The sequence below is a fragment of the Treponema sp. Marseille-Q3903 genome (assembly GCF_014334335.1).
Taxonomy (GTDB): domain Bacteria; phylum Spirochaetota; class Spirochaetia; order Treponematales; family Treponemataceae; genus Treponema_D.
Genome location: NZ_JACSEU010000001.1, coordinates 757311 through 771228, shown reverse-complemented (window position 1 = coordinate 771228; position 13918 = coordinate 757311). Strand labels below are relative to the sequence as shown.

15 protein-coding genes and 2 pseudogenes are annotated in these 13918 nt (G+C 40.9%); 10 read left to right on the top strand and 7 right to left on the bottom strand.

Annotation, left to right across the window (positions count from 1 at the left end; all coding sequences use genetic code 11):
* Nucleotides 1-41: 41 nt before the first annotated feature.
* A complete protein-coding gene (locus H9I37_RS03625) occupies nucleotides 42-563 on the bottom strand; it encodes an NAD(P)-binding protein (protein WP_187381114.1) in 522 nt (173 codons plus the stop codon).
* Between the two features lie 52 nt (nucleotides 564-615).
* The gene (locus H9I37_RS03620; RefSeq protein WP_187381113.1) at nucleotides 616-2001 is read right to left on the bottom strand and encodes a TrpB-like pyridoxal phosphate-dependent enzyme; all 1386 of its coding nucleotides are present in this window, start codon (nucleotides 1999-2001) and stop codon (nucleotides 616-618) included.
* Between the two features lie 448 nt (nucleotides 2002-2449).
* Between H9I37_RS03620 and H9I37_RS03615 the strand changes: the two genes are divergently transcribed.
* Nucleotides 2450-3628 (top strand): NAD(P)-dependent malic enzyme, encoded by a 1179-nt coding sequence (locus H9I37_RS03615; protein ID WP_187381112.1) that lies wholly within the window; start codon nucleotides 2450-2452, stop codon nucleotides 3626-3628.
* A gap of 66 nt (nucleotides 3629-3694) precedes the next feature.
* Here the strand turns inward: H9I37_RS03615 and H9I37_RS03610 are convergent, their stop codons facing one another.
* Nucleotides 3695-4258, bottom strand: coding sequence for a YbhB/YbcL family Raf kinase inhibitor-like protein (locus H9I37_RS03610; protein ID WP_187381111.1), 564 nt, complete (start codon nucleotides 4256-4258; stop codon nucleotides 3695-3697).
* Nucleotides 4259-4444: 186 nt separating this feature from the next.
* Here H9I37_RS03610 and H9I37_RS03605 point away from each other — a divergent pair, with 186 nt between their 5' ends.
* The 6 genes and pseudogenes from H9I37_RS03605 to H9I37_RS11605 all read left to right on the top strand — a co-directional run.
* Complete coding sequence (locus tag H9I37_RS03605) at nucleotides 4445-4960, top strand: hypothetical protein (protein WP_187381110.1); 516 nt, start codon at nucleotides 4445-4447, stop codon at nucleotides 4958-4960.
* Between the two features lie 274 nt (nucleotides 4961-5234).
* Nucleotides 5235-5558: pseudogene (locus H9I37_RS03600) on the top strand (TfoX/Sxy family protein).
* Nucleotides 5559-5576: 18 nt separating this feature from the next.
* Nucleotides 5577-6491 carry a ketopantoate reductase family protein gene (locus H9I37_RS03595; RefSeq protein ID WP_187381109.1) on the top strand — a complete coding sequence of 305 codons (915 nt, stop codon included), beginning with the start codon at nucleotides 5577-5579 and terminating at the stop codon, nucleotides 6489-6491.
* A 262-nt stretch (nucleotides 6492-6753) separates the two neighbouring features.
* Entirely contained in the window at nucleotides 6754-7377 is a 624-nt protein-coding gene (locus tag H9I37_RS03590; protein WP_255422477.1) for a PadR family transcriptional regulator, read from the top strand.
* A gap of 16 nt (nucleotides 7378-7393) precedes the next feature.
* Nucleotides 7394-8269: a CPBP family intramembrane glutamic endopeptidase gene (locus H9I37_RS03585; RefSeq protein ID WP_187381108.1), complete on the top strand. Its 876-nt coding sequence runs from the start codon at nucleotides 7394-7396 to the stop codon at nucleotides 8267-8269.
* Nucleotides 8270-8342: 73 nt separating this feature from the next.
* A pseudogene (locus H9I37_RS11605) lies at nucleotides 8343-8579 on the top strand (DUF4261 domain-containing protein); the annotation flags it as partial.
* Between the two features lie 74 nt (nucleotides 8580-8653).
* On the opposite strand, the gene H9I37_RS03575 reads toward H9I37_RS11605, so the two are convergent.
* The 4 genes from H9I37_RS03575 to H9I37_RS03560 form a co-directional block, all read right to left on the bottom strand.
* Nucleotides 8654-10135, bottom strand: a complete 1482-nt coding sequence (locus H9I37_RS03575) for an ABC transporter ATP-binding protein (RefSeq protein WP_187381107.1) — start codon at nucleotides 10133-10135, stop codon at nucleotides 8654-8656.
* Nucleotides 10132-10884, bottom strand: a complete 753-nt coding sequence (locus H9I37_RS03570; protein WP_187381106.1) for an energy-coupling factor transporter transmembrane component T — start codon at nucleotides 10882-10884, stop codon at nucleotides 10132-10134. Before H9I37_RS03570 ends, H9I37_RS03575 begins: the two co-directional genes overlap by 4 nt.
* Nucleotides 10881-11477, bottom strand: coding sequence for an MptD family putative ECF transporter S component (locus H9I37_RS03565; protein ID WP_187381105.1), 597 nt, complete (start codon nucleotides 11475-11477; stop codon nucleotides 10881-10883). The genes H9I37_RS03570 and H9I37_RS03565 overlap by 4 nt, the downstream gene beginning before the upstream one ends.
* A gap of 251 nt (nucleotides 11478-11728) precedes the next feature.
* Nucleotides 11729-12331 carry a TetR/AcrR family transcriptional regulator gene (locus tag H9I37_RS03560; RefSeq protein WP_187381104.1) on the bottom strand — a complete coding sequence of 201 codons (603 nt, stop codon included), beginning with the start codon at nucleotides 12329-12331 and terminating at the stop codon, nucleotides 11729-11731.
* A 216-nt stretch (nucleotides 12332-12547) separates the two neighbouring features.
* Between H9I37_RS03560 and H9I37_RS03555 the strand changes: the two genes are divergently transcribed.
* The 3 genes from H9I37_RS03555 to H9I37_RS03545 all read left to right on the top strand — a co-directional run bounded on the left by H9I37_RS03555 (nucleotide 12548) and on the right by H9I37_RS03545 (nucleotide 13717).
* Nucleotides 12548-12826 (top strand): antitoxin, encoded by a 279-nt coding sequence (locus tag H9I37_RS03555; RefSeq protein WP_187381103.1) that lies wholly within the window; start codon nucleotides 12548-12550, stop codon nucleotides 12824-12826.
* Complete coding sequence (locus tag H9I37_RS03550) at nucleotides 12810-13208, top strand: PIN domain-containing protein (protein ID WP_187381102.1); 399 nt, start codon at nucleotides 12810-12812, stop codon at nucleotides 13206-13208. Before H9I37_RS03555 ends, H9I37_RS03550 begins: the two co-directional genes overlap by 17 nt.
* Nucleotides 13209-13315: 107 nt before the next feature.
* Complete coding sequence (locus H9I37_RS03545; RefSeq protein ID WP_255422476.1) at nucleotides 13316-13717, top strand: alpha/beta fold hydrolase; 402 nt, start codon at nucleotides 13316-13318, stop codon at nucleotides 13715-13717.
* Nucleotides 13718-13918: the final 201 nt, after the last annotated feature.

Below are 13918 nucleotides of genomic sequence, written 5' to 3'. Positions count from 1 at the left end.
TAAAATCATATATAAACATCTGGCATAAGTCAAATGAAAATCTATATGAATTCCACGTCGTCGTCTCTACAAAGATATTGTGCTGCCTTTCTGACAGTTGCCGCATCGGTCACCTCTATCTTTGACTTTATCTCCGGTAAAAATTCACAGAGAACCGAAACAAATCTGTCTATTAAATCTTGCTTTTTCCGATTGTAAGAACCGTCATCTTTTGATTTTTTCCAATATTCATAGCTGCTTCCCAACATCAAGCATGTTATAGCTGCCAGCGTGTATACAAAAGATGCGGCATTGAATATCGGATTATTTTCTTGAAGCGCACCTGTCTCTTTCCATATCCTGTTGAGTGGCATTTCTTCGGAAAAGCCTGTAAGCCAGTGCATTCCACCTTCAAAAAGATAACCTTTGCGTTTCCACGCTGTAGAAAGTCCGCCTGGAATATTATGGCTTTCAAGAATCGTAACATCAAATCCAAAGCGGCGTGCATAAATACCTGCCGTTAAACCTGAAATTCCGGCTCCGGCTATGATAACACGTTTTGAGTTAAAACTCTTTTCTTCCATAAAGCAAACCTCAATTCAACTCTCTCCACTTTATCGGATTTATCGGACAACATTAAAAATCATTTCCGGGAAAATGCGGAATACCGTCGAAACCATTTTTCAAATCAGCTTCGGACGGAACATAATCTCTCATCTTCCCATCATTAAACGCTTGATACGCAGCCATATCAAAATATCCGGTACCGGTAAGTCCGAATAAAATTGTTTTTTCTTCACCTGTTTTCTTGCATTTTAAAGCTTCATCGATTGCAGCACGTATTGCATGGCTGCTTTCCGGAGCGGGAAGAATACCCTCGATTCTGGCAAATTGCCGGGCAGCTTCAAAAACTTCCGTTTGCGTCACCGAACGAGCTTCAATCAGTTTATCGTCATAAAGCTGTGATAAAATCGAACTCATTCCGTGGTAGCGCAAACCGCCGGAATGATTTGCAGAAGGAATAAAATTCGAGCCAAGCGTATACATTTTTGCAAGCGGCGTTACATGTCCAGTATCGCAGTAGTCGTATGCAAATTTCCCACGTGTAAAACTCGGGCAAGATGCCGGTTCAACGGCAATAAAACGGTAATCAGCTTCTCCGCGAAGTTTTCGTCCCATAAACGGAGATATAAGTCCGCCCAAATTAGAACCGCCGCCGGCACAGCCTATTATTATGTCTGGATTTACGCCGTATTTATCGAGCGCTGTCATTGCTTCAAGACCAATAACAGTCTGATGAATCAAAACTTGCGAAAGAACACTTCCAAGTACATAACGATAGCCGTCTTCGGAAAGGGCAGCTTCGACAGCCTCGGAAATTGCACACCCAAGACTTCCCGAAGTTCCCGGAAACCGCTCCAAAATCTTGCGGCCAACTTTTGTCGTGTCAGACGGAGAAGGCGTCACGCTTGCGCCGTATGTGCGCATAACCTCTCGGCGGAACGGTTTTTGCTCATAAGAACATTTTACCATAAACACACGGCAATCTAATCCAAAATATGCACAAGCCATAGAAAGAGCCGTTCCCCACTGCCCAGCGCCGGTTTCTGTCGTAACTCCTTTTAAGCCCTGCTTTTTTGCGTAATAAGCTTGTGCAATCGCAGAATTCAGTTTATGGCTGCCGCTGGTGTTGTTGCCTTCAAATTTATAATAAATCTTTGCAGGAGTACCAAGCTGTTCTTCAAGGCAATATGCGCGTATAAGCGGCGACGGACGGAACATTTTATAGAATTTTCGTATATCTTCAGGAATCTCTATCCATTTATCGGTATCGTTTAATTCTTGCTTTGCAAGCTCTTCACAAAAAATTTGTGAGAGCTCATTCAATCCGATTTGTTTATGCGTTTCGGGATTCAAAAGCGGTGCAGGTTTATTCTTCATCTCCGCACGGACATTGTACCATGCGATTGGGAGTTCTTTTTCAGAAAGGTAGATTTTATACGGAATTTCATTTTTACACATAGAAACCTCCTGTTATGTTTTTATATATAGAAACATATTATATGATTCCATACATAACATCAAGAAGCCAAAATATAATTTACGATTCAATATGACAAAACATTTGCTAAAGAGAATGCAAACTCAAATGCAAATTTAGAATTGATAGGGCACCGCTAATCACGGAGGTTGCCATTGACATTTAGTTCAGATGAGGAGTACCATCAAGCAGCCTGAATATAAGGAGATGTGATAAAAAGTGTCGTCTGAAATATCGCCGATACTTTTTATTTCGAGTTTGCCTGGATGTTTGCAGAAGACGTGTATACGTGTCGTTTCGATAAAAATCAAATGAATACGATACGCTTTATTTTGCAAACTCGACTATTGAACGTGTGCGCTCTTGCGCACGGCTAAAAACTTTTTCGGAAATTGCTATTTCCTGCAAAAGTTTTTATGGGAGGGTAAAATGAACGAGATTGATAAAAAAGCTCTTGATTTTCATAAAAAATATCACGGAAAGATTGCTGTACAAAGTAAAGTTCCGCTTCATTCTGCAGAGGATTTGACTTTAGCATATACGCCGGGAGTTGCAGCTCCTTGCCTTGAAATAAAAGCTGATAAGGACAAAATCTATTCGTACACATCAAAGGGAAACGCCGTAGCTGTAGTTACAAACGGAACTGCTGTTCTCGGACTTGGGAACATCGGTGCGGGAGCAGGTCTCCCTGTGATGGAAGGCAAAGCGATTTTATTCAAGGAGTTTGGAGGAGTAGATGCATATCCAATATGCGTGAATTCTCTAAATTCCGCTGACGTAATCAAGACTGTCCAGCTCATTGCAGACGGATTCGGAGGCATTAACCTTGAAGATATAAAAGCGCCGGAATGCTTTGACATTGAGAGAGAACTGCAAAAAACTCTTCCGATTCCGGTTTTCCATGACGACCAACACGGAACGGCGATAGTCGTTGTTTCCGCACTTATAAACGCTTTCAAAATAGTAAAAAAAGATTTTGAAAATGTCAAAGTTGTGGTAAACGGCGCAGGTGCGGCAGGCATGGCAATCACGCGCCTTTTGCAAAGCATGAATACAAAAAATATAATTTTATGCGACAGGATGGGTGCAATTTACAGCGGACGCACGGAAGACATGAATCCCTATAAACAGGAAATCGCGGAAATCACAAATGCAAAAAAAGAAAAAGGAATGCTTTCCGATGTAATAAAAGGAGCCGACGTGTTCATAGGAGTTTCGACAGCCGGCTGCCTTACACAAGACATGGCTCGCACAATGAACAAAGATGCCGTCGTTTTGGCGATGGCAAACCCTTTGCCGGAAATCATGCCCGATGACGCAAAAAAGGCTGGGATTCGCATAATATGCACAGGGCGCTCAGACTTTCCAAACCAAGTAAACAATCTGCTGGCGTTCCCTGGAATATTCAGAGGAGCGTTGGACGTTCGGGCATCTTGCATAAACCTTGAAATGAAAATTGCGGCGGCTCATGCAATTGCATCCCTAGTTCCCGCCGACAAGCTTTGCGAAGAATTTGTCATTCCAGACCCGTTTGACCGCCGCGTTGCGCAGGCAGTTGCAGAAGCTGTTAAAAACGCTGCAAAAACTTCGGGAGTTACCTGCATATAAGGCAGGATGGGTGAAAAATAAACGCAGCGTCTACTTTGTAAAAAGTGCACTGCGTTTATTTTTTGCTCAAGGATTATCTTTTGCTGCGAACTTGCCAGTAAGCGAAGTTATTTCGAGCACGTGCTCCTTCATCGCAGCTTTCAGTTCCTTTACATTGCTGTCGGCAGGAAGGTTTAGATCCGTGTTGAGCGCATAAAGATAGAAAATATAACGGTGAGTGCCGAACGGAGGCTGCGGTCCATTGTAACCGCTCGTACCCCAACTTGTTTCGCCTTCAACCGCACCTGCGGGCAAATTGCCAGTCCCGATTGATGTAGTTTCCGGCGGAATGTTCCACAACGTCCAGTGATAAAATCCACCCGGCATCGGCGCATCAGGATCGTGCACGATAATCGCCAAAGTCTTTGTCCCGTCCGGGACTCCTGCAATTTCCAGCGGCGGAATGCGGTTCTCGCCGAGCTTTGCAAATTCTACCGGTATCTTTTCACCGTCGGCAAAAGCTGAACAAGACAGTTTCATAACGCCGCCTTGTGTTAGAGGTCTAATTTCATCTTTTTTTGAGCAGCTGCTGCAAAATATAAGCAGAAGCGTCGCCGTAAGCAACGGCATTGTCATACGTATAAGTTTCATAATTTCATTTTACCTCATAAAAATACAGGAAGTCAACGATTATGTGATTGCGTGTTGTAGGATGGTAACCGTGTGGCTTATGCCGAATTCCTGCCTCCGTCGAAAATACGCATCGCTGCCCCTTGTTATTGTCGCCCCCTTGACTTACCCCGCACTTTAAAGGATAGTCGGAGTATAGGAGTAATTATGAGTTTACAAATACACACGGCCATTATTCATGGCATTATATGGTCTGCCTTGTGGGCGGCAATGGTGGCGGTTTCGGTTCACCAATTCCCCTGGACAATAGCGCACGATTATCCTGCAGACGTTACAGAATGTGCCCATATACTGCAGCCGAATGTAAAACAAAAAAGGCTCGCCATTGCCTTTTTTGTTTGCGTTTTCTTGCTGCTTGCCGGTACGGCGATCTTTTCGGTTTTCTGTACCTACGGCGCAAAAGACGTTTCTTTCGTCACAATTTTTTGCCATTTGTGGGTTATGGCGATGATGTGGAACGCCGTCGATTTACTCGTCGTGGATTGGCTCATGATCTGCACGCTTTCGGCAAAACTGTTCATTTTTCCGGGAACCGAAAACTGCAAAGGTAATAAAGATTATCTGTTCCACTTTATGGGATTTTTAAAGGGTCTGATTGCAATGACGCTTACGGCGCTTATATTATCCGGTGTGGCATTTGCGATTATTCGGGGGATACGGTAATTTAAAATAAAATGGCGGGGAAATCCGCCTCAAATTATTTCCTTTCAGCTCTATCAAGTTTTGATTTTATAAGCTGACAGCACATAAAACAACTTTCACATAAAACCGTATCGCCTGTTTACGGACAACGAAGATTCGTATATACTGCATCCCGACATAGCCATACGGGATAAACTAATTACCGCACTCCAAGCAAATATAAAAGAAACGATAGATCGTGAATTCAGAAAGGACATGTAAACACTACAGCGCAAATAAAACGCAAGGCGGATTTATGGCATCGAGTAAAGCATATTTAGATTTTATTTTGGAACAGTTATCGGAATTGCAAGACATACGCTATCGCTCAATGATGGGAGAATTTATCATTTACTATCGAGATAAAATTGTGGGCGGTATCTACGATGACCGCTTACTGGTAAAAGCGGTTCCGTCGGCAATTGCGTATATGCCGAACGCTTCCTAAGAATTGCCGTATCAAGGCGCAAAAGAAATGCTTTTAGTAGACGAAATTGATGACAAAGCATTTATAACGGGCTTGTTTAATGCAATGTATGATGAATTACCGGAGCGGAAAATCAAGAAGAAAAAAAATTAATGTAACGAGGCTTTTTAAATGAAACTCTTAATCTACGGTGCAGGAACAATAGGCACGGCATATGGCTGGCTCGTGTCTTGTAATAACGAAGTCGACTTTTACGGAAAATCCGACACGGAAAAAGAAATTACAATCAGCTATAAAGATTTAAGAAAACGATCGACTGTTTACCAAACAATGAAATTCGAGCGCAGAATTATTACCCATATTGAAGATCACTACGACGCTATTATAGTTGCCGTAAATCGTTTTCAATTATGTAGTGTCTTACCGCATTTAAAAGAATTGAAAAATAAGACAAAGTATTTTGTATTTATGCAAAATAACTGGAATCTAAAAAACGAAATCGCCCCCTACCTTTCTCAAGACGATTATCTTATTGCATTCCCTTCATCAATAGGCGGCGGAAGAGACGAAAAAGGCTTACACATTATCATATTTGATGAAGCAACCCGTTTAGGCGGTTCATCGATTTACTTGCCGCATTTCTCATCATTATTACAAAATTCCAGTATAAACATAACGGTTGATAAAAATATCTTTGAGTGGTTGAGAGTTCATTATTTGCAGCAAGCAATTACAGCCGGTGTGATTGCAGAATACGGTAGTTTTGAAAATGTTATTACAAATCTCAATGCAATTAAGAAAATGGTGCTTGCTTTTAGAGAAGGAATACAGGTGTGCAGATTACTGGGAGTAAGAACGTATCGAATATTTCCGGCATATTTATTTAATCTTCCGGTTTTTTTAATTGCCCGTATATTGCAAAAAATGTTTTCCGAACAAAACACATTGGATATGATAATCAACCACATGAAAAAAGGATACAGCGAATGGGTGGTTGGATACAGAGAAGTCTTGAATGCCGGCAGGTCATTGGGGCTCCCTATGAGTGTGTGGGGATCGTATGAAAAATACATTGATTTAACATGAACTTTGCTTGATTTTTCATGCAGTCTGCCGTATAGTATAAACGGAGGCATTTAGTTACACCTTTATAGTTCTTTTCGCCTTAAACAGCGCTTGATACTCCCTTGCATTTTCCGCCAAACAGACACACCAGAATTGCACATTCACTTCCGGATCGGATACAAAAACAGTACATCCCTCTATTTCGGCTATTGACATTTATCATCCAAACTATTACTATTAGATATATCTAATAGTAATGCTGTAAACAGGGAAGATGAAGTATATGAAATATTTTTTGCTCGGCTTACTGATGTTAAAGGAAATGACGGTTTATCAATTAAAAGCGATAATAGCCGAAAATTTCAGCTCTATGTGCAGCGATAGTATGGGGAGCATTCAAGCAGCTCTGAAAAACCTACTGTCGAACGGACTTATTACGTACACTGCCGTAAAAGAAAAGAATGTGGAAAAAAAATATTACCATATAAAAGAAAACGGCAGGAAGGAATTTTTAATGTGGCTGCAAAACCCGATGGATATGTCGCAAGGAAAAAATACCGAACTCGGGAAGCTTTTGTTTATGGGTATCTTACCGAACGATAAACGTGTTGAACTCATTTCCGCTGTCATAAAAAATTTGGAAAGCGAACTTACATATCTAAAACAAATACTGGATGTAAACAAGGATATTGAAGCAAACAAAAAAGAATTGCTTGATTACTATGCCGATAATCCTGATTATGCCGCAGCGTTGTTGCGTGCGGGAAAAAGCAAAAATATCGCCCAAAGTTTTTCCGACATACATAAGTACGAAATGTTGACGGCACAACATGGGGCGGATTTGGTACAGTTTCATATTAAATGGTTCAAAGAATTGCAAAAGAAAATAAATGCAGGTTTATTTTAAGATAGGAGATGATCTAATGGAAAATACACGTACAATAAAAAGAAATCTTTTGATATTTATTGTTTTTATATCAGTAATAGGCTTTGTAGGATATTTTATCGATAGGATGATGGGACATGCCGATTATACGAATGCAGGTATGGGCGATACCGGTACGGCAGGAATGGGAATATGGCTTATCAGTCCCTTATTTTTAGTGATTATTTTACGGTCATTTTGCGGTGATACATGGAAGGAACACGGTTATCATCTGAATATAAAAAAACATCGAACAATGTATCTTGTCTCATTTTTGATATATCCGGTAGTAGCAACGTTGATAATATTGACCGGCTTACTTTTTAACGGTATAAGTCTCGGCAAGATGAATAGTGCTGTTTTATTGACTACTCTTGGCAGCCAAATAATCATTCAGTTTATTAAAAACTTTTTTGAAGAATCTTTATGGCGTGCGTATCTGACAAATCAGCTTTTAAAACTAAAACTGAAAGATTACACACTCTATATTGTGAGCGGTATTATTTGGTGGATGTGGCATTTGCCGTACGTTTTGTACTTTCTTACTCAAAAGGAAATAAACGACTACATGGGATTCTCGGTAAGCAGATCCTTCTTTTTTGTTTGGGGATTTCTGGTTTGTCTGAGTTGGATTGTGATGTATGTTGAAATGTTTAGAATCACCAAAAGTGTATGGCCTGCGGTTATTATGCACACAATGGAAGATGCCTACATCAATCCTTTGTTGCTATCGGGTGCGGTAGTTATCCACGCGCAAACAGCGCTCGTTTTCTCTTTATCTGCAGGAGTGCTATCTATGTTCATGTATCTTGGCATAGGATTTTGGCTGAGAAATATCCGCAGAAAAACAGAAAATAAAGAGATGCAGAGATAGGATATAAAACTTGAAAAAACAAGTATAATTTAATGTATCGTTTTACCAGATCCGCTGACAGTCGATATACACAATGCAACGGAACTATCTGTTATGTACTAAATTTGAGAAAATACAAACTACAATAATCTCAAAGAAAATTAGTAAAATGAACGTCCGCTTTTTTACTATTCAAGGCGGCAAAGATATGCTTGTCGATACGCTCGGTATGAGCTTGTTGTTCTTGCCCGACATACAATATCATTTTCGCGGACTTGAGCCGAACCTGATTGTAAATCATGCATACAACACCGCGTCGTATCTTTTAATAAATGATAACACCAAGCAAAGCAGCGTATACAGTCCCGCCCCCGTATTCAAAATCAACGATGGCTTCTCATCACCTCACGAAAACATAGAGTTTTGTAATCGCTCAAATCCCGACATATCTAATACGTATTGCGATTCAATGCGGCCGTTTTTCACTTCAACGGCGATATCACAGGCCGCCGCAATCAATTCATAATCATGCGTAATGACAAATATATAGGTGTCATCGGCTTTCAGCGTTTTAATGAGTTCTGCCGTTTGCATCATGTGAAAGAAGTCAAGACCGCTTGTCGGTTCATCAAAGATCAAAATTTTCTTTTTGCAAAAGACCGCTGCCGCAATCGCGACACGTTGTTTTTGTCCGCCGGATAACGTCATAGGATGGCGGTCTATTAAACGTTCTATATCCATCTTGCTCAAAACGGCATGCAATGCCTCCTCGTCCGGATTTTTAACGCCAAGCACAATTTCTTCCTTTACACTGTCCGTAAACAACTGATGATTTACTTCCTGCATCACCATATAGCTCACGAATAAGCGTTCTTTTGCCGATTGAATATTTCCGTTTAGCTTAACAGTGCCTTTCTTATTTTTTAATAATCCGCCTATCACTGAAACCAATGTCGATTTTCCCGCCCCATTGTTTCCGGTAACCGCAATGACGGTTCCTGCCGGAAAACAAGCATCCGGTATAGTGAGCGAAGACTGTCCCTTATATTTCGTATAAGAAAAACAAACGTCTTTCATTTGTATCGATGCATTACCGCCGATATCTCCGCTGCTTTCGCTCTGCTCTTTTATAATAGAAGAAAAACCGCCTAATGAAACCGGCCGTATACCGGTTTCCATCCGTTCTGAAATCGACATAGAATCCAATTCCTGCATGGTGTATTCTTTTTCAATTTGTCCTTCTTTCATATATACCGCACGATCCGCCAATTCTTTGAGATACCGGATTCGGTGTTCCGCGATGACGATGGTTTTTCCGTGCGCTTTTAAAAACTGCAGCATCGATCGCAATTCATTGATAGCGTGATTGTCCAAATTGGAAGAAGGTTCATCCAAGACGTAAATATCGGGATTAACGGCGTAAATACTTGCAAATGCGATTTTTTGTTTTTCTCCGCCTGAAAGTTGAAAAATGTTTCGATCAAGGAGCGCGTTTATATGCAGCGCATCGGCGGTTTCATATACTCTATCTCGAATGAGTTTCGGCTCCATTCCGAAATTTTCACATCCGAATGCAATTTCACTTGTCGTATTAACGGTGTAAAACTGTGTACGCGGATTTTGAAAAACGGTACCGACCGTTTTTGCAATCTCATACATCGGTGCGGTAACGGGATCAATTCCTTTCACCGACACACTGCCTGTAAAAACTCCGTTATAAAAGTCAGGCAGCATACCGCAGAGGAGCCGTATCAGCGAGGTTTTTCCGCACCCGCTTTTTCCGCAGAGCAAGACGCATTCGCCTGTTTTAACAGAAAGGTTGATGTTTTTGAGGCTTGGCGTATCCGCTTGTTCATACGTAAAAGAAACATTTTGGATATGGATCATAGCCTCACTCCCAGTATTCTAACAATGCACACACCGGCAAAAATACCTGTAACAAGAATCAAAAGCGCTACGTCTTGCCGCTTGAAACCTATCTCCGTCATACAGGTATGTGTGCCCGGATTATCAAGCCCTCTGCATAGTGCTGCGGCTGCCAGTTCATCGCTGATGTTCAAGATTGAAATAAAAAGGGGAATCAATATATACGTAATCGTTTCCGACGGTTTGAATAAAAGACTCCGCGCATTACATTCAATTCCCCGCATACGCATCGCGGATTGAATTGCAGTCCATTCTTCCCGAATGGTAGGAAAGCAGCGAAAAATTACGGAGCCGGTTATAATCATATTTTTTGGAAGGCGCATCTTCCACAGTGCAGCTACAAAAGCGCTCACCTTTGTTGTTTCAACAGACCACTTTGTTAAAATAAAAATCGGTAAAACTTTGCGTATAAGCGCAACGGCAAAGTAAACCAGCGAAATCAAAAAATGAGACATATAGGGGTGTATCAGTTGTTCAATAGCGGCGCAGACTGCAAAGATGCCGATACACTTGATTGCGTTTCTCCGGTGTCCTCCGACCGCAAGAATGAGGGAACACAGCAAGAACACCCCCATTTCATAGAATAGCGAGCGGCCTAAAAACATCAGAATATCAAACTCAATCAGTAATATCAATTTAGTTCTGGGATCAAACACTAATCCGTTATTCTGCTGTTTTGTTTTATATATTCCGCCCGCTACCTGCTTCATACAATGCCTGCTTTTTCCAAACGTTTATGCAATACTTTTTTTGTAAACAAAGAGCCGAGCAGCGAACAGAGCGCCGTTGCAATCATCATAACCGGAAGTACCCACCATGGAGTAAGCGATCGCACCGTATCACAAAACGCTTTGCTCATGCCGCCTTCAAGCGTATGCTGAAAAAAATACTCCCGCATAACCCAAATAGGAAGGAATCCTCCGAATAGATTGAGTGAAAAAATCGTATGGCTGATTGCGTTCCACTTAAAGCTTTTGTATTGCCCTTTTTTTGCCAACAATACGGCGATGAGACCTGCCGGTACAGCAACCAACGGCGCAATGGGAATATGCCCGGTTGCAATTAAGAACAGACTGGGAATAACCGCTGCAAGAAAGATCGAAATCCATCCGGGCGCCTTTGTCAGCATCATATGATAGATAGGCGCTGCAAAGAATGCCACCAGCTCCGGCATCAGCAAGAAAAGCACTGCAACAGGCATACATATCGCGCCGATGATAACATAGGTTACAAGATAGAGCGCGATAAAAAGTCCTGCGGCAATCGCCCCTCTGGAAGACTTTGTGTTTTTTTGATTGTCCATAAAACACTCCTTATAATTATAATTATGCGCATTAGCATCGCATTATTTTTTTAAGTTCAGTGTGTGAACTTGTAGATTTAAAATCGACAGACAGAATTCGTTCAACACTCCCTAAAACGCAACAACAGGAATGTCCGTAAGGATCATTCCCGTTGCCGTAGTAAAAAAAATATCTGATAGTGCACACTTCTCAATCCTTCCATATTTTATCAGGTTGTATTAGAAGTGATCATTATTATGTATATGTATCGTTATTGCAAAAGCTTATCGGTAACCGCTATCACATCCTCCATCGTGAAATTTTTATCGCTCTTGGTAAACTTTCCGTTATAGATAGTTCCCCAAGAACCGTACAGTATAAATGTCGCAAACAGTTCCGCATTTTCTTCCGTTAATTTTAGCCTATCGGATAAATGCCTTTCATTGTATGCCTGCAAAAGAAACTTTGCGTAAGGTTTAACCATGCGGTTTAACATTTGCAGAAAATCCCAAATTTTATACGAAGCATCCGAAATGGACGCATTGCCTTTTGATATAAACCGCTTCGTATACCCGTTGATATCTTCCCGAATCATACTGCGGAATGCAGCGAGTTTTTTATGAAACGGAACGGTATCATCCTCAAGCATCCGGCATTTTCGCTCCAAGCGTTCGGAAATGTATTGCTCCATAGCTGCAACGTAAATATCTTGCTTTGACTTAAAATAGTAATAAAACATACCGGGGGCGCCGTCAACGACATCAAGGATGTCCCGTACGGATACCGCTTCATATCCTTTTTCTGCAAAGAGCTTTGCCGCAATTTCAATCAATTCCTGTTTACGGACTTCAGGTTTCTTACTGTTACGTTTCAAAAATCAGCTCCTTCGGTTTTGTTTTGCATGTTAGATGACGCTAACCGTACAAAGAAAAAAAAACTCACAGAACGAGTGTCTGTCTATAATGCACCGAACGAGAGAAAAAGTCAAGAAGTCCCATTTGTTTTTGTCGGATAATAGCTTGAAAAAGAAATCATGAACTTTGCTTGATTTCTCATGCAGTCTGCCGTATACTATAAATGGAGGCAAAATATGGCAATGTTACAAGTCCGCGACATGGATGACCGCTTATACGACAGATTGAAATTCGCCGCAAAACGTGATAACCGCTCAATCAGCCAACAAGTCGTTACCATTTTGCAAAATTATTTTACTTCCGTTCCCGTAAAACACAAAAATGCCACAGAAGAATTTTTGAAACTTTCAGGAGCATGGGAAGATACAAGAAGTGCAGAAGAAATTATTGATGATATAAGAACTTCCCGCGTCAATTCAACAAGATTCGAGGCTGTAGATGGCATATTTGATTGATACCGACATCATAATATTTGCGCTGCGAGGGGACAAGACTGTGTTGGCAAAATTTGAGGAAAACAAAAATATCCCTATTTCGATTTCGATGATTACGTATGCAGAGCTTGTATTCGGTGCAAAACGCTCGCAGAATGAACGGACTAATATGCTAAAAGTGAATCGTATTCGCGAAATTTACCCTGTCGAAGAGTTGAATATCGGTATTATGGAACTATTTGCCGATATAAAAGCGAACATGTATTCCAAAGCAATGAGAATAGAAGACATGGATCTATTTATTGCAGCGACGGCAATTTACAATGATTTGACTTTAGTAACCAATAAGACAAAGTATTTTAAAAATATTCCGCTATTGAAATGGGAAAACTGGAGAACATAATAAGAGCAGCGGGAAGCAAAAAAAGAATTTTCGCCGTATTTTGATTCCGTTTTTAAAGACTCCAAATCCGTGATGCTTATAGCAAACAGTATTGGCGCGTTTTTGCCATGCACGTTTTATCCGATATGCCGATAGAAAAAGCATATTTTATTTCTCCCGTTGTGAACATGGAAAATCTGATTATAAACATGATGAAGAAGGCTAATGTAAGCGAAAACGAACTCCGCGATAAGGGTGAAATCGATACTCCTTTCGGAGAAAAACTTTCGTGGAAATACCTTCGTTATGTAAGGGAACATCCTGTTCGTTGGGCGGCGCCGACACATATTTTGTACGGCGCAAAAGACAATCTGACATCTTTTAAAATAATTTCCGAATTTGCACATCAAATCGGCGCAACGCTTACCGTCATGAAAAACGGGGAACACTGGTTTCATACGGAAAAGCAAATGCGCTTCCTTGATAATTGGCTGCAAAGCTTCACTGGTTCTAATTTATCTGTTAAATAACCGCCGAAAACCCAACCATATATATTTTTATTATTTTTTATCGTTTCAATTGGAAGTAATATTTTAACCCATTTAGATTTTATTCCGTCAATAACAGTTTCATCACCGATTTCTACAACTTTTACATCGGCTTTCAACCCGAACAAACACAACTAGAAAAAGAGTCCGCATACTTAATACAACAACATACCGGACTTATTG

Coding starts and splice junctions, on each gene's coding strand:
- H9I37_RS03625 (WP_187381114.1), bottom strand. CDS start 563: ATGGAAGAAAAGAGTTTTAACTCAAAACGTGTTATCATAGCCGGAGCC.
- H9I37_RS03620 (WP_187381113.1), bottom strand. CDS start 2,001: ATGTGTAAAAATGAAATTCCGTATAAAATCTACCTTTCTGAAAAAGAA.
- H9I37_RS03615 (WP_187381112.1), top strand. CDS start 2,450: ATGAACGAGATTGATAAAAAAGCTCTTGATTTTCATAAAAAATATCAC.
- H9I37_RS03610 (WP_187381111.1), bottom strand. CDS start 4,258: ATGAAACTTATACGTATGACAATGCCGTTGCTTACGGCGACGCTTCTG.
- H9I37_RS03605 (WP_187381110.1), top strand. CDS start 4,445: ATGAGTTTACAAATACACACGGCCATTATTCATGGCATTATATGGTCT.
- H9I37_RS03595 (WP_187381109.1), top strand. CDS start 5,577: ATGAAACTCTTAATCTACGGTGCAGGAACAATAGGCACGGCATATGGC.
- H9I37_RS03590 (WP_255422477.1), top strand. CDS start 6,754: ATGAAATATTTTTTGCTCGGCTTACTGATGTTAAAGGAAATGACGGTT.
- H9I37_RS03585 (WP_187381108.1), top strand. CDS start 7,394: ATGGAAAATACACGTACAATAAAAAGAAATCTTTTGATATTTATTGTT.
- H9I37_RS03575 (WP_187381107.1), bottom strand. CDS start 10,135: ATGATCCATATCCAAAATGTTTCTTTTACGTATGAACAAGCGGATACG.
- H9I37_RS03570 (WP_187381106.1), bottom strand. CDS start 10,884: ATGAAGCAGGTAGCGGGCGGAATATATAAAACAAAACAGCAGAATAAC.
- H9I37_RS03565 (WP_187381105.1), bottom strand. CDS start 11,477: ATGGACAATCAAAAAAACACAAAGTCTTCCAGAGGGGCGATTGCCGCA.
- H9I37_RS03555 (WP_187381103.1), top strand. CDS start 12,548: ATGGCAATGTTACAAGTCCGCGACATGGATGACCGCTTATACGACAGA.
- H9I37_RS03550 (WP_187381102.1), top strand. CDS start 12,810: ATGGCATATTTGATTGATACCGACATCATAATATTTGCGCTGCGAGGG.
- H9I37_RS03545 (WP_255422476.1), top strand. CDS start 13,316: ATGCACGTTTTATCCGATATGCCGATAGAAAAAGCATATTTTATTTCT.